Genomic DNA, 21,166 nt, shown 5'->3' with positions numbered 1-21,166 from the left:
GCGCGGCCATCGTGTCCGCCACCGCCGAGAGCCCCTCCCCGCACCGCACGTACACCGAGCGCCGCGCCTCCGCGCAGGCGGACCTGGCCGCCCTGGACCGGGTGAGTGCCCGCTATGCCAACCTGCGCACCCTGGCCTTCCTCGTCGCCGCGGTGACGGCGGGCCTCATCTTCGCGGGTCGGCTGCCGAAGGTGTGGTGGTGGGCCGCGGCCGGCGCCGTCTTCGTCTATGGCGTGCTCGCCGTCCTCCACCACCAGGTCTTCCGCCGCGAGGCCCGGGCGAAGCTGTACGTGCTGCTCAACGAGCGTGGCCTGGCCCGACTCGGCAGGGGGTGGCACGAGTTCACCGAGCGCGGTGAGCGCTTCCTGTCCCCCGGCCACCTCTTCACGCCGGACCTGGACGTCTTCGGCCAGGGCAGCCTCTTCCAGCTGATGAACGAGACGGCCACGCGCGCGGGCGAGGAGCGGCTGGCGTCCTGGCTGTCCGCGCCCGCTCCGGCGGCCGAGGTGGAGGCGCGGCAGGGCGCGGCGCGCGAGCTGGCTCCGCGCGTGGACTTCCGGCAGGACCTCTGCGTGGACTCGCGGGTGGTGGCGAAGGAGAAGGCGGAGCCGGGCCTCTTCATCCGCTGGGCGGAGGCGGGGCCCTCGCTGGACTCCATCCGCTGGGCCCGGCCGGTGGCCGTGGTGCTGCCGCTGGTGACGCTGACGGTGTACGTCCTGGAGAAGCTGGGCATCCTGCCGGACGGCGCGGTGTGGGCGGGCCTGGCCGCGCAGCTCGCGGTGGCGCTCATCACCCGCCGGGCGCTGCGGGCCATGGATGAGGCGGTGGAGGTGGGCGAGCGCGGCTTCGTCCGCTACGCGCCCCTGTTCGAGCGGGTGGAGGGCCAGCGCTTCGAGCATCCGCTGCTGCGCAAGCTCCAGGTGGGGCTCCAGCAGTCGGGGAAGAAGCCGGTGTCGGCGCACTTCAAGCGCTTCAGCCGGCTGTACTCCTTCGTGGAGTTCAAGCGGCACCAGTTCCACCCCGTCATCCACTGGCTCACGCTGTGGGACGTCCACGCGCTGTTCGCCCTGGAGCGCTGGCGGGCGGAGCATGGGAAGGACGTGCGGAACTGGTTCGAGGGGCTCGCGGAGCTGGAGGCGCTGTCCTGCGTGGCGGGCCTGGCGCATGACCGGCCGGACTTCGCCTGGCCGGTGCTGGAGACGCAGGGTCCTCGCGTGGAGGCGGTGGCGCTGGGCCATCCCCTGCTGGACGCGCCGGTGCCCAACGACGTGTCCCTGCCGGGCCCGGCGCATGCGCTGCTCATCACCGGCTCCAACATGAGCGGCAAGACGACGCTGATGCGTGCGCTGGGCACCAACGTGGTGCTGGCACTGGCGGGCGCGCCGGTGTGCGCGAAGTCGTTCCGCCTGTCGCCCTTGCAGGTGCTCACCAGCATGCGGGTGAAGGACTCGCTGGAGCGCGGCGTGTCCTACTTCTACGCGGAGGTGCAGCGCATCAAGGCGGTGCTGGATGCGTCGCAGGCGGCGAAGGGACAGGCGCTGTTCCTGCTCGATGAAATCCTGCTGGGGACCAACACCCGCGAGCGGCAGATTGCCTCGCGCGAGGTGCTGCGGCTGCTGCTGGGCACCGGCGCCATCGGCGCGGTGACGACGCACGACCTGTCCCTGGCCGTGCTCTCGGACGAGCCCGGGGCGCACGTGGTCAACGTCCACTTCCGGGACCACCTGGAGGACGGGAAGATGGTGTTCGACTACCGGCTGCGGCAGGGCGTGGTGGACACCACCAATGCGCTGCGCGTGCTGCGGCTGGCCGGCGTGCCCGTGGACGACCCCGAGGCTCCGGCGCACTGAGCCCACACCGCGGAGCGAGCGCTCAACCACAAGCGAGCCAATCGCTCGAGGCGTGACGTCAGTTTTCACCCAGGCTGTGTCAGGATTTACCCTGGCGGGCAATGACATATCTGACGCCCGCTCCTCCTTCATAATTCCAAGCAAGACATACTTTTCAGGGCGAAAAATAAGCAGACATTTGTTTCTGACTGAGCATTGAAAGGGTCGATAGGTCCAGCTAAGACAGAAGTCGCGCATTCCATCGTTCGCCAGCTCACCCCGCCATGGGTGGCCAATGCGAACCCCAGGAGCCCTGGCGCATGGCCATCCGCGGACTTCTCTCCCGCCTTGACCTGGCGGATCCTCATGCCCTTCGCCAGACCAGCCCGGTGGACACCGTCGTCGAGCACCTGAAAATGCTGCTCAACACGCGCAAGGGGCAGGTCGCGGCCAACCCTGACTACGGCATTCGGGACTTCAACGACGTCGTCCACAGCTTTCCAGCGGCCATCCACTGGATGCAGGCCTCCATTCAGCAGGCCATCGAAACCTTCGAGCCGCGGCTGAACAACGTCTTCGTCCTCCACGTGGAGGGCGAAGGCGACCCCTTCGCATTGCAATTCGAAATCACCGCGCAGCTCGTTCACCCAGACTCGCAGGGGCTCGTGCGCCTGCGCACGCGTGTGGGAACCAATGGGCGGATAGAGCTGAGCTGAAGCTCTGCCCCTGGGATAAAGAATGTTCAGCAAGTACTACATGAGTGAGCTCGCCTACCTGCGCGAGCTGGGGCGTGCCTTTGGCCTCTCCAATCCAGGCGTGGCCGGCCACCTCATCGAAGGTGGGGCGGACCCGGATGTGGAGCGCCTCCTGGAAGGCTTTGCCTTTCTCACCGCGCGCATCCGCGAGCGGGTTGAAAACGACATCCCCGAGCTGGTGCATGTGCTGGCGGACCTGCTGCTGCCGCACTACCTGCGCCCGCTGCCGGCGTGCACCATCGTCGAGCTGACGCCGCAGCTGCGGGCCCTGCGCGGGCGCACCCGGGTCGCGGCGGGCACGGAGCTGGCGGCGCGCCCCGTGGACGGCACCTCCTGCGCCTTCCGCACCACGGCGGACGTGGACCTGCTGCCCGTCACCCTGGAGGACGTGGTGCTGGACCGCTCCTCCGCCACGTCGCCCGTCCTGCACCTGGTCTTCGAGACCACCGAGCAGGGCCGCGCGGAGCTCTTCAAGCCCGGCGGCAGCCTGAGGCTGTTCATCCACGCGGAGCTGGTCACCAGCTCGCACATCCTCCTTTGGCTGCTGCGCTACTGCCGGGGCGTGGAGCTGCGCGGCGCCTCGGGGCGCACGGTGCGGCTGGGGCCGGGCGCCGTCCACCCCGTCGGCTTCGACCGGGACTTCCGCCTGCTGCCCTGGCCCCATGCGCCCGAGGGCTACCGGCAGCTCCAGGAGTACCTCACGCTGCCGGACAAGTTCGTCTTCTTCGAGGTGCGGCAGTTGGAGGCCGCCCGGGGCATCATCGTGGAGGACCGGTTCGAGGTGTCCTTCCTGCTGGAGCGCCCTCCGGCGACGGAGGCGCGCATCGGCCGGGAGACGTTCCGGCTCCACTGCGCGCCGGCCATCAACCTCTTCCCCGCCTCGGCGCACCCCGTCCGCCACCGGACGCTGGACCGCGAGCACCTGCTGCGGGCCGCGGACCTGCCCGCCGAGCACGCGGAGATCTACTCGGTGGACTCGGTGACGGGCATCCGCACGGGCCGCAACGAGCGGCACCACTACAAGCCCTTCTACGACTTCGCCCATGCCATGGCCGAGGAGGACCGGCAGCGGACCTTCTACCGCCTGCGGCGCGCCCTGTCGCCGGTGCACGAGGGCATCGACACGTGGCTGCAGCTGGACACGGCCCGGGACGTGGCGGCGCCGCTCGGCGAGGAGCTGCTGTCGGTGGAGCTGACGTGCACCAACCGCTCCCTGCCCGCGCGGCTCCAGGTGGGAGACGTCTGCCTGCCCACGCCCTCCTCCCCCATCAACGCCCGCTTCCGCAACATCACCCCGGTGAGTCGCCCCACCCGGCCGCCGCTGGGCACCGAGCTGCACTGGCGCCTGCTGTCGCACCTGGCCGCCAACCAGCAGTCCCTGTCGGACGCCGCGGGGCTGCGGCGGTTGCTGGACCTCTACAACTTCCATGCGCTGACGGACAACCTGGCGGCGCGCACCAACCGGCTGCGCATCAACGCGCTGCGCACGGCCCAGGTGCGCGCGGGCACCCGCTTCCTGGAGGGCGTGGCCGTGCGCGGCAACCGCACCACGCTGGAGCTGGATGAGTCCGGCTTCCTGGGCGTGGGAGACGCCTTCCTCTTCGGCTGCATCCTCGACGAGCTGCTCGCCACCAACGTCACGCTCAACGCGTTCCATGAGCTGGCCATCCGCCTCCTCCCCTCTCAGACGGAGTACACGTGGGCACCGCGCAACGGCGCGAAGATGATCTGCTAGCCGCGGCGGCGCAGCAGCTCGCCCCGCAGGCCTCGCAGTTCGGCTTCTTCGAGCTCGTGGCCTACCTGGAGCGGCTGACGCCGGAGGCGGTCCGCGTCGGCGACCTCGGGCCGGTGGTGGAGGAGCGCATCCGCTTCCGGCATGACCCGTCGCTGGCCTTCGCCTCGGGAGATGTCAGCGCGCTCTCCCTGCGCCAGCTGCCCGCCAGGCCGGACGTCCCGGACTCGAAGCGACCGCTGTTCGAGGTGGTCACCACCTTCCTCGGGCTCACCGGCGCAAGCAGTCCCCTGCCCTCGCAGCTGGCCGAGGAGGTGGCGCAGGAGGACCCGGACCGCCCCGTCCGCCGCGAGTTCCTGGACCTGTTCCACCACCGGCTGCTGTCACTCTTGTTCCGGGTGCTCTGCCGCTACCGGGTGACGAGCGAGCTGACCTCGGACTGCACGGACGAGTGGTCCCGGCGGATCCTGAGCCTGGCGGGCCTGGACACCTACGAGAAGACGGAGCAGCCGGGCACGCTGCAACCCTGGCGGCTCCTGCGCATCGCGCACCTGCTGGCGTGCCACACACGCTCGGCGGAGCGGCTGGAGCTGGCGCTGACCGACCTGCTGGGCGAGCACCTGGGCGAGGCGCGAGTCTCGGTGCGCCAGTTCGTGGGGCGGTGGGTGGACATCGACGCGCGCACGCAACTGGGGCGGGCGCACCACCAGCTCGGCCGCAACTTCCTGCTGGGAAGCAAGGCGATGGACCGCACGGGGCGCTTCCACATCGAGATGGGTCCGCTGCCGCCGCGCACGTGGCAGCGGCTGCTGCCGGAAGGAGACCTCTTCCCGCAGGCGCGCGCGCTGGTGGAGCTCTTCATCCGCGACCCGCTCGAGTACAGCTTCGAGCTGTTCCTGGCGGAGAGCGTGCAGCAGTCCTTCCAGCTTTCTGGCAGCGCGCCGCGCCGGCTCGGCCGGGACACGTGGATTGGCACGAACCGGCGCATGCACGTGAGTGTTCCCGGCTCGCTGTGAGCCCCTCCCCTCGCTTTCGAGGTCCGTCATCATGGTCGCAAGGTCCTCATTCCTGAGCAGCACGGCGGTGTTCCGGTTCATGGTGACTGGCTGCGCGGACGAGCTGCGGGTGACGCGCTTCTCCGGGCAGGAGGCGGTGTCCGGCCTCTTCGAGTTCCACCTGGAGCTGGCCAGCATGAGCCCTTCCCTGGACTTCGACAGCATCGTCGGCAAGCCGGCGCTGCTGACGGTGCTGGGAGACAAGGGGCCCCGGAGCGTGCACGGCCTGGTGTGCCGCTTCGAGCAGGTGCAGGCGCTGCCCCGCTTCACGCTGTACCGCGCCACGCTGGTGCCGCAGGTGTGGCGGCTGAGGCACCGGCAGAACTGCCGCATCTTCCAGGGGATGACGACGCCGGACATCCTGAAGAAGGTGCTGGCGACGGCGGGCATCGCGGCAGACCAGTACCGGGTGGCGCTGAGCGGCAGCTACGAGCCGCGGGACTACTGCGTGCAGTACCGCGAGTCGGATTGGGCCTTCATGAGCCGGCTCATGGAGGAAGACGGCATCTTCTACTTCTTCGAGCACTCGCCGGACGGGCACGTGCTGGTGATGGGAGATGCCGCGAGCGCCTTCAAGGCGATTCCGGCCGAGCAGATTCCCTTCCGGCACAGCACGGGGATGGTGACGGACGGGGACCACGTGGAGCGCTTCCGCTTCACGGAGGAGGTGCAGCCGGGGCAGGTGGCGCTGCGCGACTTCAACTTCAAGCGGCCGAACATGTCCATGGAGGTGAAGGGCACGGGGGCGAAGGACACGGACCTGGAGGTGTACGACTACCCCGGCGAGTACCAGCTTCCGGGCCGGGGCTCGCCGGGCAAGGGGGCGACGCTGGCGCAGGTGCGGATGGAGGAGTGGCAGGCGCTGCGGGTGGAGGGGCACGGGGAGAGCGACTGCGAGCGCTTCGTGCCCGGAGGGTTGTTCACGCTGGCGGGCCATGCCCGGAAGCTCTTCAACCGCCGCTACCTGCTGACGGGGGTGGCGCACGAGGGCTACCAGCCGCAAGTGCTGGAGGAGGAGTCGGGGTCGGAGGGGCAGCTGAGCTACTCCAACCACTTCTCGTGTCTGCCGGAGGACGTGCCGTACCGGCCGGCGCGGGTGTCGCCGAAGCCGGTGGTTCGGGGCATCCAGACGGCCATCGTGGTGGGGCCCTCGGGCGAGGAGATCTACACGGACGAGTTCGGCCGGGTGAAGGTCCAGTTCCACTGGGACCGGGAGGGCAAGAGCAACGAGAAGAGCTCCTGCTGGGTGCGGGTCAGCCAGCCCTGGGGCGGTGAGGCCTGGGGCGGCATGTTCATCCCGCGCATCGGCCAGGAAGTGGTGGTGGACTTCATCGAGGGTGACCCGGACCGGCCGCTGATCACGGGGCGCGTGTACAACGGAGTCAATCCCACGCCCTATCCGCTCCCTGACGAGAAGACCAAGAGCACCTTGCGGACCAATACCTCGCCCGGAGGCGAGGGCTTCAACGAGCTGCGCTTCGAGGACAAGAAGGGTGCGGAGCAGGTGTTCATCCACTCCCAGCGCAACATGGACGTGCACGTCAAGAACGACTCCATGGAGAACATCCTCCACGACCGCCATCAGACCATCGGCGGCGAGGGCAAGGCTGGGAAGGTCGGCGACCAGAACGAGCTGGTCTTCCGGGACAAGAACCTCAAGGTGCATCGCCACAGCCAGGAACACATCGGCGGAGACCTGAAGCTGCTGGTGGGCGGCATCGATGGGCCGGGCAACCAGGACGTCCACATCCAGGCCAGCCGCAAGGAGAAGGTGGATGCGGACAGCCACCTGTCGGTGGGCGGCAAGCGCAACGAGCAGGTGGGTGACACCTGGTCCATCACCGTGGGCAAGGACCTGCAGATCAAGGTGAGCAGCAACCACGCGCTGGAAGCAGGCAAGGAGATTCACCTGAGCGCGCCCACCGTGGTCATCGAGGCGTCCCAGGGCCTGACCTTGAAGGTGGGAGGCAACTTCATCACCCTCAACCCGGCCAGCATCTCCGTGATGGGGACGGTGGTGAACCTCAACAGCGGAGGAGCCCCCCTCAGTGGCAGTGGCGTGAACGCGGCCGCGCCAGAGGCGCCAGCGGACGCCCAGCCCACGGCGCCGACGCCGGCCGACAGCGGGCGGCAGTGAGCCAGCCCCCCCACCCAGGAGCCGATGATGGTGAGCAAGAACGCGGTGGAGCGGCGGCTGGAGTTGCTGCACGACCAGTGGACGGAGTTTGCCCAGCTTCCCGAGGCGCGCCTGCTGCGCTGGGTGGTGGAGCCGGACGAGGTGCGGATGGTGGAGGCCTTCCTGCACAAGGAGGGCGATGAGCGGCTCGGGGAATGTCCGGACCTCTTCCTACGCCTGGAGGAGCCCTTCGATGAGCCGGCGCGGTACGGGTACGCACTGCGCGACGCCCTGGTGCGGCTGGCGGAGGAGAGCCGCGCCGACCTCGAGGAGGACGGGCTTCCGGGCTGGAAGTGCCCGCCGGTGCAGGACGGTGGAACGGACGTGGACGCCTTCCTGGCCGCATCCGACTCGCTGCGAGCCCACTACGAGAGCCTGTGCGAGCACCTGGTGGTGGTGCTGATGCCAGCGCGAGGACAGGACGCGGGCGCGTGGCGGAAGTGGCTGGAGGACGCGGTGCGGAAGGCCGCGTCGGCGCACGTCCGCCTCGTGGTGCTGGACGACGCGAGGACGCTGGTGCTCGAGCCGCTGGCGGAAGTCTGGCCCGAGCGGGTGGTGACGATACCGGCGAAGCTGGCCATGGGACGGGCCCTGGAGGAGCTGTCGCAGGAGGCCGGGCATCTGGACACGCCTGGGGGGAAGTTCCGCGAGTTCTTCGTCCGCATGGGGAACGCGGCGACGAAGGGCGACGTGGAGCAGGTGCAACAGCTGGGAGCGCAGGCGGTGGCCGTGGCAACCGCGCAGGGCCTGTACGCATTGGTGGTGGCAGCGCGCTTCGTGATGGGAGGCGCCCTGCTGGGGGCTGGAAGGCCGAAGGAGGCGCTCGAGCACTACCGCCAGGCGGAGGCAGCAGCCGAAGCGTCGGAGGCCAAGGGCGAGCCACAGGGCGCACAGCTCCGGCTGAGGTCTCGCATGGCCCAGGGGGCCGCCTGGGTCACGGCGCGGGAGTACCCACGGGCGGCGGCGCTGTACGAGGAGACGGCGCCCCTGGCGCGCCAGTTGGAGGACGCCCGCCTGGAGCTGGAGTGCTGGCGCATGGCCAGCTGGTGCCACGAGGTGACGAAGGAGGTGGAGCGGGCCTGGGAGCACGGCCAGCGCGCGTGGGAGGTGGGCCGGGCCATGGATGCCGCGGCGCGGGAGACCTCGACGCTGCCCTACGTGGGAGAGGCGCTGGTGCGGCTGAGCCACGAGCGACAGGGGCCACGCGCCGCGCAGGCGATGGAGTCGGAGGTGCAGTCGGTCCTGGGAGATGACTGGCGGCCGGAGGCTCCGGCCGCGGGAGGTCAGGCGGCATGATGCCCGCAGTGAAGCATCTCGACCCGGTGCTGGGAGTGGACATCCACTTCATCATCACTCCGCCCGGGCCGGTGGTGCCCATTCCCCACCCGCACATCGGAATCGTGTTCGACCCGTTCGACTACCTGCCCATCATCGGGGCCACGGTGAAGGTGAACGGGTTGCCGCGAGCACAAGCGGGCACGGGCGGCCGCACGCTGCCGCCGCACTTTCCCATTGGAGGGGTCTTCGCCAAGCCCCCGGGGAATGAGAACGAGACGTTCATGGGCAGCTCCACCGTCGTGGTGGATGAAGAGCCCTTCACCTACATGCTGCTCCCGGTGCTGAGCTGCCAGGACATCGGCATGCCGTCACCGCCGCGCAAGAAGGGGCCGGGAGCGAAGACGCTGCAGCTGCCCACCTCCATCGCGCTCTCCATTCCCGCGGGGCCGCCAGTCATCGTGGGAGGGCCGCCCACCATCTCCCTGTCGGTCATGGAGACGAAGCTGAAGATGGCCCTGCTGGGCAAGGGCCTCAAGAAGCTGCGCAAGATGCAGAAGGCCAGCCGGAAGATGAAAGCCCTGTCCCTGCGCCTGCACCGCAAGGCGGCCCGGGTGATGAAGAAGATGGGCGTGGGCAAGCGCGCCCGCGACTGGACCCACAAGAAGCTCTGCTCCCTGACGGGCCACCCGGTGGACGTGGTGACGGGACGGGTGGTGACGGAGGCGACGGACTGGGAGCTGCCGGGGCCCATTCCGCTGCGGTTCACGCGCCACTACTCGTCCAGTCTGGGGTGGCGGGACACGGCCATGGGGTGCGGATGGAGCCACTCGCTGGACCTCGCGGTCTGGGAGGAGCCCGGGCGCGTGGTGTACCGGGCCGAGGACGGGCGGGAGCTCGAGTTCGACACCGCGGGCTTTCCCAGGCAGCGGATGCCGGTGCGGACGGAGCTGTATGACCCGGTGAACCGGCTGACGCTGCGGCGGGTGGCGGAGCAGCGCTGGGAGGTGGAGTCGGCGGAAGGCCTCACCCACGAGCTGCGGTGCGTCCCCGGTGAGCAGCAGGCGGGCGTCTGCCGCGTGGTACGCACGGGCAACCGGGTGGGCCACGCGGTGGAGTACGAGTACGACGGGCACGGGCACCTGCGGTGGGTGAGGGACAGCGCGGGCCGGCGGGTGCTCTTCGAGTGCGACGCTGCGGGACACCTCCTCCGGGTGGCGCTGCCGCACCCGCGCGAGCCGGGCCAGGTGACGCACAACCGCTACGTGTACTCGGAGTCAGGGCACCTGCTGGAGGCGCAGGACGCCCTGGGCCATGCCATCCGCTACGCCTACGACGGCGGCGTGCTGATACGGGAGACGGACAGGACGGGCCTCTCCTTCCACTTCGCGTACGACGGCCAGGGCCCGGATGCCTGGTGCGTGCACACCTGGGGAGACGGCGGCATCTTCAACCACCGGCTGCGCTACGACAGGAAGGCCGGCGTCACCGAGGTGACGGACTCGCTGGGCCACACCACCACGTACGAGTCGGACGGGCGCGGCGTGGTGGTGAGGGAGGTGGACGCGCTGGGTGGGGAGAAGCGCAAGGAGTACGACGAGGCGCTGCGGCTGGTGGCGGAGACGGACGCGCTGGGCCACACCACCTTCTACGAGTACGACGCGCGCGGCAACCGCACGAAGGTGGTGGGGCCGGACGGGGCCTCGGTGGTGCTGCGCTACAACGGCCACAACCTGCCCGAGGAGGCCATCGATGCGAACGGTGGCATCTGGCGCTGGCGCTACGACGTGCGCGGACAGTTGCTGGAGGAAACCAACCCCCTCAAGGAGACGCGGCGCTACGAATACGAGGGCGGCCTGCTGGCAGCGGAGGTGGGCGCGGGCGGCGAGCGGACGGAGTACGCGTACGACGCGCAGTGCAACCCCACCCGCGTGCGCCTTCCCACCGGGGGACAGGTGCGCCTGGAGCATGACAGGCGGGGCCGGAGGACCTCCCTGCGAGATGCGCGCGGTGGAGCGGAGCGGGTGCAGTACGACCTGCTGGACAGACCCGTACGAGTCGAGGCGCCCGGCCGCGACACATGGGAGAGCCGCTATGACGCGGAGGGGAATCTCCTGGAGGTGAAGGGGCCGCTGCGGCAGGTGCGCATGGGCTACGCGGGCTTCCACTGGCCCGCCTTCCGCGAGGAAGCAGGCACCCGCCTGGGCATGCGCCACGACGCCGAGGGTCGCCTGGTGGAGGTGAAGAACGAGGCGGGCGAGGTGTATCGCTATACGCGGGATGAGCTGGGCCGCGTGGCGAGCGAGGAGGGCTTCGACGGAGCCGCATGGCACTACCTGTACGACGCAGCGGGCCGGATTTCGAAGGCGACCCAGCCCAGCGGGAGGACACGTCACTTCTCCTACGACGAGGCCGGGCGGCTGACACGGGTGGAATACGGCGATGGCACCTTCCGCGCCTTCCGCTACCGGGCAGACGGGGCGCTGCTGGAGGCGGAGAACGAGTCGGGCAAGGTGACGCTGGAGCGGGACGCGCTGGGACGGGTGGTGACGGAGAAGCAGGCGGACGCAGAGGTCACGTCACGCTACTCGCCGGCCGGTCACCGGGTGGAGGTGGAGAGCACCCTGGGAGCCCACCAGAAGCTGCTCCGGGATGCACTGGGCTCGGTGAGAGGCGTGACGTACAGCTCGCCGGGACGGGCGGAGTGGACCGTCCGGATGGAGCGGGACGCGGGCGGGCTGGAGGTGACACGGTGGATGCCGGGCGGGGTGGTCGCCGCCTGGAAGCACGACGAGGCCGGCCTTCCCACCGAGCGACGGACTCTCGTCGGAGTGAGGACGGAGGCTCAACGCACCTGGCGCTGGCGCCCCGAGGGGCAGCTGGCCGCCATGTCGGACACTGCGCACGACCGAGCCACCGAGTACATCCACGACATCCGAGGCCGGCTGGTGGGAGAGAGAAGGCCCGATGGCAGGCTCCAGCATCGGGCCATGGACGCGGTGGGAAACCTCTACCGCACCCGAGAGTTGCAAGACAGGCGCTATGGGCCTGGTGGGCGCCTGCTGGAGGCGGACGGCACGCGCTACGCCTATGACGCCGACGGCAACCTGACGGAGAAGCACACGGCCGAGGGAAGCTGGCGCTATGGCTGGAACGGGGCGGGCCTGCTGCACGAGGTGCAACGGCCGGATGGCCAGCGTGTGCTCCTCGGCTATGACGCGCTGGACAGACGCACCCAGAAGGTGGTGCTGGACGCCAAGGAAGCAGGCCCGGTGGCCACCAAGCGCGCGGTGCACTTCGTATGGGACGGGCATGTGCCCCTGCACGAGGTGGTCTCATCCGAGGGAGTCACGACCTGGTTGTTCGAGCCGGAGAGCTTCTCTCCCATGGCCCGGGAGGACGCCACCGGGCGCTACTCGGTCGTGACGGACCACCTGGGCGCCCCTACCGAGATGTACGACGAGCTGGGGCAGCTCGCCTGGCGGATGCAGCTGGATGCCTTCGGGGTGGGAAGGGCCGACGTGGCCGTCCGGCACTGCCCCTGGCGCTGGCCGGGACAGTATGAGGACGAGGAGACAGGCCTCCTCTACAACCGCTTCCGCTACTACGACGCAAATGCCGGCCGATACATCAGCCAGGACCCGTTGGGGCTCACGGCGGGTCCCGTCCTCTATGGCTATCCCGAAGACCCGCTCTCCGCCACTGACCCTCTGGGGCTGAAGACATGCAATCTGAACAGCAACACCTCGACCTCAAGATTTGGAATCTATGAAATCATGGTTGGAGGCGTCCTACACAAGGTTGGCAAAGCCGACTTGAATCGCGTGACGAAAATTTCTGGGCTCCCTACGAGACTTCATCAGCAAGTGAGGATGCTGCAGAAAACTCATGGTACGGACGAGGTAACGGGTAGGGTGGTTCAGGACCTAGGAGAAACCACAACGGCCCATGCCAAAACAGTGGAAACGGCACGGCTTCAAGCCCTTTACGACAAAACCGGGAACGTACCTACAGGCAACAAGCGGAGCTTCAAGCCATGAAAGTTTCAATTGGACAAATCTACATCAAACCTGGCGTGAGCTTTCCTTTCTCGCATCTAATGCAAAGATGGCTGGCAAAGGAGTTATCATCAGCTGCCAGTGACATAGCGGAGTTCGAGAAAAAGCATGGTATTGGCTTCAGCCTCATGGTGAACGTCAGCGCTGATACGCAACTGATGGACAACCAAATAAAAGGCCCTGCCGTCTTCAAGCGGGACAAAGACGTACAGTTCACACTGTTTCTTCCGTTTGATGTCATTGCTGCGGCCCCAGACGGATGCCGTGTCGCGATGGAGTATCTCCTAAGCGGCATTCGCTCAATCTTCCAGAAAGCAGGCATTGATCCAGGAAAGCTGGATGAGAAAAGAACGTTCATCATCGACCACATCTGTGCGGACCCGACGATGCTGACCGAGCCCTGGCCAAACAAGTAGAACCCGGGTTGTTCAGGGAGGTGGGAACACGCGTGCTCGTGCCCCTCTGAAAACCCATCATCCACCAGGCTTGCATCACATGAACTCCCAGCAGACCGTCACCATCGAGCAGCAAGGCACGTCACCGCCGCGCGGTGACGAGGTCTCCCCTATCGTCCGCTACATCGTCGGCGAGATGCTCAAGAACGCGCGGTCCCGCGCGGCCACCAGCATCCAGCGCCACAACACGCTGGCCAGACAGGACTGCATCGCCGAGTACAGGGCGATGCCGTGGCTGCAGAGATTCCTGGCAGGTGGACAGTTCCTGGAGTCCTGCCACCAGACCGCCATGAGCGGAAAGCTGTTGGCCTTCGGTGAGTGGGCCTACCAGGTCCGCGAGAACGGTCCCTGGGACCACAAGCCGTACATCAAGAAGAACTTCCGGCAGGCGGACCCTTCCGCCAGCGAGCAGCACTGGCACCACCTCAACGGCTCGGTCTACTACTTCGACATCTGGTCGAACATCCACTACGGCTACGTGGGACGCGCCTGCGGCTTCTCCGCCTCCGAGCTGCTGGACGGTGCCGGACTCGAGCAGATCGGCTCCAACATCGTTGGGGGTAGGCACTTCTTCCGCCACCCCACCTCTCCAGGCGTGAAGGGACTGCGGCGCTTCGACGCCCCATCCGACCGGCTCTCCATCGACATGGGCATCAAGCTCTACCCGCACGACCCGACTGTCACCGAGATTCTGCACCTGGTGCAGAACACACAGGGCCTCAGCCGGAGACCGCTGAGGACCACGAGGTAGAGACGCCGTGCCCGAGCCGTCCTCGCGCAAGAAAGTGCCCCGGTGGCTTACTGGCACCGCGCTGGCCACCATCCTCCTGTCAGGCTGGGTGTTCCTCCAGGCCCGCCGGGCCGTGGTGACGGTCCACTTCATGCCGGAGCAGGACGTCGTCCTGGCCCCTCTCTACGTCATCGTGGGCGGCGAGAAGCAGCACGCCCCAGAGCTCCGGCGCGGGCAGTCCGACCGCTTCCGCTTCCAGCCGGACCCGGAGTTCCCCCTCGACCTGGCTTTCTGGATCGGCCCCTACAACGGCGGCTGGACCGGCCCTCACCTGCGCGCGCGCCAGCGGCTGGACGTCACCATCGACGGAGAAGGCAGCGTCACCTGGACGGAGTGCGACTGGCCCTGCTGGTAGGCCCCACAAAGCAACACGGGCCCCGGGGAGTGTCCCCGAGGCCCGCGTCCACTTCACACCGGCACCGTGACTACTTCGCCGCCTCGATGAGGCACGCGAAGCCCATGCCGCCGCCGATGCACATGGAGACGACGCCGTAGCGGCCATTGCGGCGCTTCAGCTCGCGAAGAATCGTGGCCACCATGCGCGCACCGGACACGCCCAGCGGGTGGCCCAGGGCGATGGCGCCGCCGTTCGGGTTCGCCTTGTCCAGCGGAATCCCCAGCTCGCGGAGGCAGTGCAGCGCCTGCGCGCCGAAGGCCTCGTTCAGCTCGAAGACGTCGATGTCCTTCACCTCGAGCTTGTTCTTCGCCAGCAACTTGCGCACCGCGGGCACCGGGCCGATGCCCATGACCTCCGGAGGCACGCCCACGACTGTGGAGTCCAGGAAGTAGCCCAGCGGCTTCACGCCGAGCTGCTTCGCCTTCTCCTCGCTCATCAGCACCGCCGCCGCCGCGCCGTCCGTCAGCGGCGACGCGTTGCCAGCCGTCACCACGCCCTTGGCGTTGAACGCCGGGCGCAGCTTCGCCAGGCCCTCCAGCGTGGTGTCCGGACGGAGGATGGTGTCCACCGACACCGTCACCGTCTTCGCCGTGCCGTCCTCCTCGTAGTACGTCGTGGTGACGGGGACGATCTCCTCCTTGAACTTGCCCGTCTCCCGCGCGGCGGCGGCACGGCGCTGGCTCTCGAAGGCGAACTTGTCCGCGTCCTCACGGCTGACGCTGTAGCGCGAGGCGATGTTCTCCGCCGTCGCACCCATGGAGGTGTAGACCTCCGGCAGCTTCTCCATGATTTCGGGGTGGGCGCTCGGCTTGTTGCCGCCCATCGGCACCAGCGTCATCGACTCGGTGCCGCCGCCGATGCCCACTTCAATCATCCCCGCCAGGATGGCCTGCGCCACCTGGGCCATGGACTGCGAACCCGACGAACAGAAGCGGTTGATGGTCATCGCCGCCGTCGTCACCGGCAGGCCCGCCAGCAGGGCGGACTGGCGAGCGACGTTCATCCCCTGCTCCGCCTCCGGCATGGCACAGCCCAGGACGACGTCCTCCACGTCCTCCGGCTTCAGGCCGGGGACCTGGGCGACGGCCTCCTTGATGGCCGCGGCGGCCAGCGTCTCAGGCCGCGTGTCCTTGAACTCTCCCTTGTGCGCGCGGGTGAAGGGCGTGCGCACCGCGCTGGCAATCACGACTCGACCAGGCATCTCAGTGTCTCCTCGCCCGGAAAGCATCCAGGCAGTCAGCGAAATCAGATTCAGTGGTCAATGGATACCGGCCGGCCGTCAGTTCCGCAGCGGCTTGCCCTTCTCAATCATGTGCTGCAGGCGGTCCTGGGTCTTCTCCTCGCCGCACAGGCTCAGGAAGGCCTCCGCCTCCAGCTCCAGCAGCCGCTCCTCGGTGAGCAGCACCGACGTGCTGGTGTCGCCACCGGTCAGCACCCGGACCAGCTTCTGGGCAATCTTCCGGTCATGGGCGCTCACCTGCCCGTTGAGCTCCATGTCGTAGAGCATCATGTCGAACGTCGCCGCGGCGCTGCGGCCCGGCAGCCGGAAGCGCGTGGGACGCGGCGGCTTGAAGCCCGCGTCCGCCATGCCCAGCACCCGCGCCTTCGCGTCCGACAGGAGGAAGTCGCGGTTGGAGGTAATCCCGTCCTGCTGCGACAGGAAGCCAATCTCCCGGGCCTCCTCGGCGCTGGTGGCCACCTTCGCCATGCCGATGGACAGGAACACCTTCTTCAGGAAGGGCATGGACTCGAAGTCCTTGTCCGCCGCGTACGGCCCGAAGAGGTTGCGCAGCAGCTGCATGTTGCCGCCGCCGCCGGGGATGAGGCCCACGCCCACCTCCACCAGGCCCATGTACAGCTCGGCGCTCGCCTGGACGGCGTTGCCGCCCATCGTCACCTCGGCGCCGCCGCCCAGGGTGAGGTTGAAGGGCGCCGTCACCACCGGCACCGGGCTGTAGCGCATGCGCTGGTTGGCCGTCTGGAAGTCCTTCACCATCTTCCGGATGGGCTCGAACTCGCCGCTCTTCGCCGCCCACAGCAGCGCGACGATGTTGGCACCCGCGGAGAAGTTGGAGCCGTCGTTGCCGATGACCAGGCCCTTGAAGTTCTTCTCCGTCTCGTCCAGCGCCGTGTTCATCATCTCGATGATCTGGTCATCGATGGAGTTCATCTTGCTGTGGAACTCCAGCAGCGTGGCGCCGTCGTCCAGGTCCCACAGGGTGGCGGAGTCGTTGCCGGCAATCTTCTTGTTGCCGCGCTTGAGGTACTCCACGCGCTGCGTGCGCGCGTTCTCCGGCACCACCTTCTCGGACTTCGTGGGGATGTCCCAGTAGGTGCCCTTGCTGCCCTCCACGCCGTAGAAGGACGTGCGGCCCGCGGCCAGCATCTCCTCCACCCACCTGGCGGGCTTGAGGCCCAGCTCCTTCATCCGCTCCACGCCCTTCTTCACGCCGTAGGCGTCCCACGCCTCGAAGGGCCCCAGGTCCCACGCGTAGCCCCAGCGCATGGCGCGGTCCACGTTCACCACGTCGTCGGCAATCTCCGGAATCCGGCGGCTGGTGTAGGCCAGGACGTCGAGCGTGATGCGCTCGGCGAACTTCGCGGCCTTGTCCTGGCCGTTGAGCACCACGGCGACGCGCTCGCGCACGTCCTCGACTTCCTTGGCGGCGCCCAGCGACTCGAAGCGCACCTTGTTCTGGGCGCGGTACTCCAGGGTCTTCAGGTCGAGGACCTGGATGTCCTTGCCCACCTTCTTGTAGAAGCCGCCGCCGCTCTTGTCGCCCAGCATCCCCTTCTTCACCATGTCGAGGATGAACTCGGGCATGCGGAACGTCTCACGCTCCTCGTCCTGGGTGAGCGTGTCGTAGCAGTTCTTCGCCACGTGGACGAAGGTGTCCAGGCCGACGATGTCCGTGGTGCGGAAGACGGCGGACTTGGGACGCCCCATCGGCGGACCGAAGAGCTTGTCCACCTCTTCGATGGTCAGCTCCGCCGGGCCCATTCCGGTGATGGTCTTCATCATCCCGTACGTGCCGATGCGGTTGGCGATGAAGTTGGTGGTGTCCTTGCCGTAGACGATGCCCTTGCCGAGGACCTCCTCGCCAAAGCGGTGCAGCGTCCTCAGCACCTCCGGGTCCGTCTCCTTGCCGGCCACCAGCTCCAGCAGCTTCATGTAGCGGACGGGGTTGAAGAAGTGCGTGACGAGGAAGTTCTTCTTGAAGGCCGCACCGCGGCCCTCCGTCATGCCGACAATCGACATGCCGGAGGTGTTGGAGGAGACGATGGTGCCCGGACGGGCGTGCTTCTCCACGCGCGCGAAGAGGTCCTGCTTGATGGCCAGGTCCTCCTTCACCACCTCCACCACCCAGTCGCACTCGGCGATGCGGGCCAGGTCGTCCTCGAAGTTGCCCACCTCGATGTTGGCGAAGACCTGCTCGGAGACGATGGGGCTGGGCTTCTGCTTGCGCATGTTGGCCAGCGCGCCCTGCGCGAACTTGTTGCGGAAGGCCTTGGACGAGGTGTCCTCGCCCGGGCCCGGCTTCGGCGGGACGATGTCCAGGAGGAGCGCGCGTACGCCCGAGTTGGCCAGGTGCGCGGCGATGCCGCTGCCCATGACTCCGGCGCCCAGCACAGCCACTTTGCGGATCCGCGTCGTCATCTTGAAAGGCTCCCTGAAGGTGGGAAGGAGAGGACTGCACAAATGTAGGCGATTGACTCGAAAGTCAATCGATTCAGGTGGTCGGACTGCTCGCCATGGGGTCGTGACACCGATACAAACCGGACCTCCATGGCGCGCCTCGACCCGCACTCCTACAACGACAGCACGCAGCCTGAGACGGAAACCCTGGACTGGAAGGCCCGCGTCGATTTCCGGACGCACCGCCTGCACGCGGAGGCCACGCTGACGCTGAAGGAGGCCTCGGCCGGTCCCCTCGACCTGGACACCCGGGACCTCGAAATCCAAGGAGTCGTGGACGCAAGCGGTCGCCCCTTGCCCTACATCCTGTCCCCGCCCGAGCCCATCCTGGGCAGCCGGCTGAGGGTGGAGCTGCCGGTGGGGCTCAAGCAGCTCACAGTCCGCTACCGCACGGCGCCGGGCGCCAGCGCGCTCCAGTGGCTGACACCCTCGCAGACGGCCGGGGGGCAGCACCCCTTCCTGTACAGCCAGTGCCAGGCCATCCACGCGCGCAGCGTGGTTCCGCTGCAGGACACGCCGCGCATCCGCATCCGCTACCGGGCGGCGCTGCGGGTGCCCAAGGCGCTCAAGGCCGTCATGGCCGCCAGCTTCGTGCGGCGCGAAGAGCACGGCGTGGAGGCGGAGGAGCACTACGAGATGCCGCAGCCGGTGCCTCCGTACCTGCTGGCCTTCGCGGTGGGGAGCCTGGCGCCGAAGGAGCTGGGCCCGCGCTCGCGTGTGTGGGCGGAGCCGGAGCTGCTGGAGGAGGCCGCGGACGAGTTCGCCGGCGTGGACGACATGCTGCGCGCCGCGGAGTCCCTCTTCGGGCCGTACGACTGGGAGCGCTTCGATTTGCTCACCATGCCCCCATCCTTCCCCTACGGCGGCATGGAGAACCCGCGCCTCACCTTCCTCACGCCCACGCTGATTGCGGGCGACAGGAGCCTCGTCAACGTGGTGGCGCACGAGCTGGCGCACTCGTGGACGGGCAACCTCGTGACGAACGCGTCCGCGGAGCACTTCTGGCTCAACGAGGGATTCACCGTCTTCGCCGAGCGGCGCATCCTGGAGGCGCTGGCGGGGCCCGAGGTGGCCGCGCTGCACGGCGCGCTGGGGCGGCGCGCGCTGGAGGAGGCGCTGCACCACTTCCGCGCCCACCCGCACCTCACCGCGCTGCGCACGCACCTGGCGGGCGTGGACCCGGACGAGGCCTTCTCCCAGATTCCGTACGAGAAGGGCTACCTCCTGCTGCGCGCCATGGAGGACGCCGCGGGACGCCCCGCCTTCGACGAGTTCCTCCGGCGCTACCTGGCCACGTACCGCTTCAAGGCGCTCACCACCGAGGAGTTCGTCGCCTTCACGGAGCGCGAGCTGCCCGGGGTGCTGGCGAAGGTGGACGCGGACGCGTACCTGAATCGGCCGGGTGTGCCGCCGGGTGCGCCCTCCCCCCGCTCGGCGCGGCTGGAGGCGCTGGTGCGCGTGCGCGGCACGGTGCCGTCCGCGGAGACGGTGAAGGACTGGACGCCCACCGAGTGGCAGCTCTACCTGGAGTGGCTGCCGTCGGACACGCCGCGCGACGTCTTCCGGCAGCTCGACGAGCGCTTCAGCCTCACCCGCAGCCGCAACTCGGAGGTGCTGGTGTCGTGGCTGGTGGCGGCGCTGCGCGCGGGCTGGGAGCCAGCCCTGGGGCGCGCGGAGGCGTTCCTCGGTGAGGTGGGCCGGATGAAGTACCTCAAGCCGCTGTACGGGGTGCTGTCCTCGTCCCGCGAGTACCGGGGGCTGGCGCGCACGCTCTTCAAGAAGCACGGGGAGCGCTACCACCCCATCGCCCGGCAAGGCGTGGAGCTCATCCTGTCGCGCAGCTGAGCCGCGCGCCCGGGACTACTTCGACGACGACGCCTTCAGGCGCTTCTCCGACAGGGCGAGGTACTTCTCGTCCATGTCGATGCCCACGTAGCGGTGGCCCAGCTTGAGGGCCGCCACGCCGGAGGTGCCGCTGCCGTTGAAGGGGTCCAGCACCAGCGCGTCCGGGGGGCAGGAGGCCTCGAGGATGCGCTCCAGCAGCGCCACCGGCTTCTGCGTGGGGTGGCTGCCGAAGGCCTTCTCCTCGCCGCCGCGCGGGACGGTGAGCGTCCACAGCCGGCCCTCGCCGTCCGCGGTCAGCTCCGCGTCACCGGAGGGCGGCAGCACCCACGCGTCGCGCATCTGCTTGCCGCCGTTCTCCGCCTTCATGCGCGCGTAGTTGAACGTGTGCTGCAGCTTGCCGCCCGACTTCGGCGAGGCCCAGATGAGCAGCTCCGTGGAGTGCGTGAAGTAGCGGCACGCCAGGTTGGGGCTCGCGTTGGGCTTGAACCAGGTGACGGTGTTGAGCAGCTTGAACCCGAGCTTCTGCATCGCGAAGCCCACGTTGAAGATGACGTGCTGGGTGCCGCTCACCCACAGCGTGCCGGTGGGCTTGAGCAGGCGCTGGCAAGCCGCCAGCCACGCGGTGGTGAACTTGTGGTCCTCCTCCACGCCGCGCGACTCGTCCCACTTGCCCTTCGCCACGGAGACGCGCTTGCCACCCTTGCAGGTGGTGCCGCCGTTGGAGAGGAAGTACGGCGGGTCCGCGAAAATCATGTCGAACGTCTGGGGCTCGAACTGCTCCATCAGCTCCAGGCTGTCGCCATGCAGCAGCGTGTACGCCTCCCCTTTCGCGTAGACGCTCTCGCTCAGGGAGCGGCGGACAACCTTCAGGGAAGGGGCTGCAGCGTGCGCGGACATCTCGCCTCCGTCGGACTCTCGTCGTGGACGCGGCGGAATGTGCGGTGACTTCGCTGCTACGTCTAATTTCTGGTCTGTAGCACCCTGAAACTTGACGCCTGTAGCAGGCTGTAGAAGCGCCGCGAGCAGGGCGGGAGCGCCTCTGTGGGAGGCCCTCCAACACCCTGCTCGACGGGTTACGACTCAGGCTGTGAAGAAGCCCTGG

At 68.3% G+C, this 21,166-nt stretch carries 14 protein-coding genes; 11 read left to right on the top strand and 3 right to left on the bottom strand.

The features are described 5' to 3' along the window. The first annotated feature begins 11 nt into the window (after positions 1 to 11). From LXT23_RS25395 to LXT23_RS25350, 10 genes are all read left to right on the top strand, one after another. Entirely contained in the window at positions 12 to 1,850 is a 1,839-nt protein-coding gene (locus LXT23_RS25395; RefSeq protein ID WP_253982871.1) for a MutS-related protein, read from the top strand. A 299-nt stretch (positions 1,851 to 2,149) separates the two neighbouring features. Next, positions 2,150 to 2,545 carry a type VI secretion system baseplate subunit TssE gene (tssE, locus tag LXT23_RS25390; protein WP_253982870.1) on the top strand — a complete coding sequence of 132 codons (396 nt, stop codon included), beginning with the start codon at positions 2,150 to 2,152 and terminating at the stop codon, positions 2,543 to 2,545. A 22-nt stretch (positions 2,546 to 2,567) separates the two neighbouring features. Beyond that, positions 2,568 to 4,319: a type VI secretion system baseplate subunit TssF gene (gene tssF / locus LXT23_RS25385; protein ID WP_253982869.1), complete on the top strand. Its 1,752-nt coding sequence runs from the start codon at positions 2,568 to 2,570 to the stop codon at positions 4,317 to 4,319. After that, entirely contained in the window at positions 4,283 to 5,332 is a 1,050-nt protein-coding gene (gene tssG, locus LXT23_RS25380; RefSeq protein ID WP_253982868.1) for a type VI secretion system baseplate subunit TssG, read from the top strand. The genes tssF and tssG overlap by 37 nt, the downstream gene beginning before the upstream one ends. A 31-nt stretch (positions 5,333 to 5,363) precedes the next feature. Next, entirely contained in the window at positions 5,364 to 7,508 is a 2,145-nt protein-coding gene (gene tssI, locus LXT23_RS25375; protein ID WP_253982867.1) for a type VI secretion system Vgr family protein, read from the top strand. A gap of 24 nt (positions 7,509 to 7,532) precedes the next feature. After that, positions 7,533 to 8,843 (top strand): hypothetical protein, encoded by a 1,311-nt coding sequence (locus LXT23_RS25370; protein ID WP_253982866.1) that lies wholly within the window; start codon positions 7,533 to 7,535, stop codon positions 8,841 to 8,843. Next, on the top strand, positions 8,840 to 12,862 hold the full coding sequence (locus LXT23_RS25365) for a DUF6531 domain-containing protein (protein WP_253982865.1): 4,023 nt from the start codon (positions 8,840 to 8,842) through the stop codon (positions 12,860 to 12,862). Before LXT23_RS25370 ends, LXT23_RS25365 begins: the two co-directional genes overlap by 4 nt. Further along, positions 12,859 to 13,296 (top strand): hypothetical protein, encoded by a 438-nt coding sequence (locus LXT23_RS25360; RefSeq protein ID WP_253982864.1) that lies wholly within the window; start codon positions 12,859 to 12,861, stop codon positions 13,294 to 13,296. The genes LXT23_RS25365 and LXT23_RS25360 overlap by 4 nt, the downstream gene beginning before the upstream one ends. Before the next feature lie 79 nt (positions 13,297 to 13,375). Next, positions 13,376 to 14,086 carry a polymorphic toxin type 44 domain-containing protein gene (locus tag LXT23_RS25355; RefSeq protein ID WP_253982863.1) on the top strand — a complete coding sequence of 237 codons (711 nt, stop codon included), beginning with the start codon at positions 13,376 to 13,378 and terminating at the stop codon, positions 14,084 to 14,086. Positions 14,087 to 14,093: 7 nt separating this feature from the next. Further along, positions 14,094 to 14,480 carry a hypothetical protein gene (locus LXT23_RS25350; protein ID WP_253982862.1) on the top strand — a complete coding sequence of 129 codons (387 nt, stop codon included), beginning with the start codon at positions 14,094 to 14,096 and terminating at the stop codon, positions 14,478 to 14,480. 70 nt (positions 14,481 to 14,550) lie between these two features. Here the strand turns inward: LXT23_RS25350 and LXT23_RS25345 are convergent, their stop codons facing one another. Together LXT23_RS25345 and LXT23_RS25340 are read right to left on the bottom strand one after the other, a co-directional pair. Beyond that, positions 14,551 to 15,723, bottom strand: a complete 1,173-nt coding sequence (locus LXT23_RS25345) for a thiolase family protein (RefSeq protein WP_253982861.1) — start codon at positions 15,721 to 15,723, stop codon at positions 14,551 to 14,553. Positions 15,724 to 15,801: 78 nt separating this feature from the next. Further along, positions 15,802 to 18,180: a 3-hydroxyacyl-CoA dehydrogenase/enoyl-CoA hydratase family protein gene (locus LXT23_RS25340; protein ID WP_253982860.1), complete on the bottom strand. Its 2,379-nt coding sequence runs from the start codon at positions 18,178 to 18,180 to the stop codon at positions 15,802 to 15,804. 129 nt (positions 18,181 to 18,309) lie between these two features. On the opposite strand from LXT23_RS25340, the gene LXT23_RS25335 reads away from it, so the two are divergent. Continuing rightward, complete coding sequence (locus LXT23_RS25335) at positions 18,310 to 20,064, top strand: M1 family metallopeptidase (protein ID WP_253982859.1); 1,755 nt, start codon at positions 18,310 to 18,312, stop codon at positions 20,062 to 20,064. A 15-nt stretch (positions 20,065 to 20,079) separates the two neighbouring features. On the opposite strand, the gene LXT23_RS25330 is transcribed toward LXT23_RS25335, so the two are convergent. Then, positions 20,080 to 20,961, bottom strand: a complete 882-nt coding sequence (locus tag LXT23_RS25330; protein ID WP_253982858.1) for a DNA-methyltransferase — start codon at positions 20,959 to 20,961, stop codon at positions 20,080 to 20,082. Between the last annotated feature and the right edge of the window lie 205 nt (positions 20,962 to 21,166).

Origin of the sequence: Pyxidicoccus xibeiensis (assembly GCF_024198175.1) — a bacterium.
Classification (GTDB): domain Bacteria; phylum Myxococcota; class Myxococcia; order Myxococcales; family Myxococcaceae; genus Myxococcus; species Myxococcus xibeiensis.
The sequence above is the reverse complement of the archived record's forward strand: the minus strand, read 5'-3'. Positions and strand labels throughout refer to the sequence as shown.

Coding starts and splice junctions, on each gene's coding strand:
- LXT23_RS25360 (WP_253982864.1), top strand. CDS start 12,859: ATGAAAGTTTCAATTGGACAAATCTACATCAAACCTGGCGTGAGCTTT.
- LXT23_RS25330 (WP_253982858.1), bottom strand. CDS start 20,961: ATGTCCGCGCACGCTGCAGCCCCTTCCCTGAAGGTTGTCCGCCGCTCC.
- LXT23_RS25340 (WP_253982860.1), bottom strand. CDS start 18,180: ATGACGACGCGGATCCGCAAAGTGGCTGTGCTGGGCGCCGGAGTCATG.
- LXT23_RS25370 (WP_253982866.1), top strand. CDS start 7,533: ATGATGGTGAGCAAGAACGCGGTGGAGCGGCGGCTGGAGTTGCTGCAC.
- LXT23_RS25335 (WP_253982859.1), top strand. CDS start 18,310: ATGGCGCGCCTCGACCCGCACTCCTACAACGACAGCACGCAGCCTGAG.
- tssF (WP_253982869.1), top strand. CDS start 2,568: ATGTTCAGCAAGTACTACATGAGTGAGCTCGCCTACCTGCGCGAGCTG.
- LXT23_RS25355 (WP_253982863.1), top strand. CDS start 13,376: ATGAACTCCCAGCAGACCGTCACCATCGAGCAGCAAGGCACGTCACCG.
- tssI (WP_253982867.1), top strand. CDS start 5,364: ATGGTCGCAAGGTCCTCATTCCTGAGCAGCACGGCGGTGTTCCGGTTC.
- LXT23_RS25345 (WP_253982861.1), bottom strand. CDS start 15,723: ATGCCTGGTCGAGTCGTGATTGCCAGCGCGGTGCGCACGCCCTTCACC.
- LXT23_RS25365 (WP_253982865.1), top strand. CDS start 8,840: ATGATGCCCGCAGTGAAGCATCTCGACCCGGTGCTGGGAGTGGACATC.
- tssE (WP_253982870.1), top strand. CDS start 2,150: ATGGCCATCCGCGGACTTCTCTCCCGCCTTGACCTGGCGGATCCTCAT.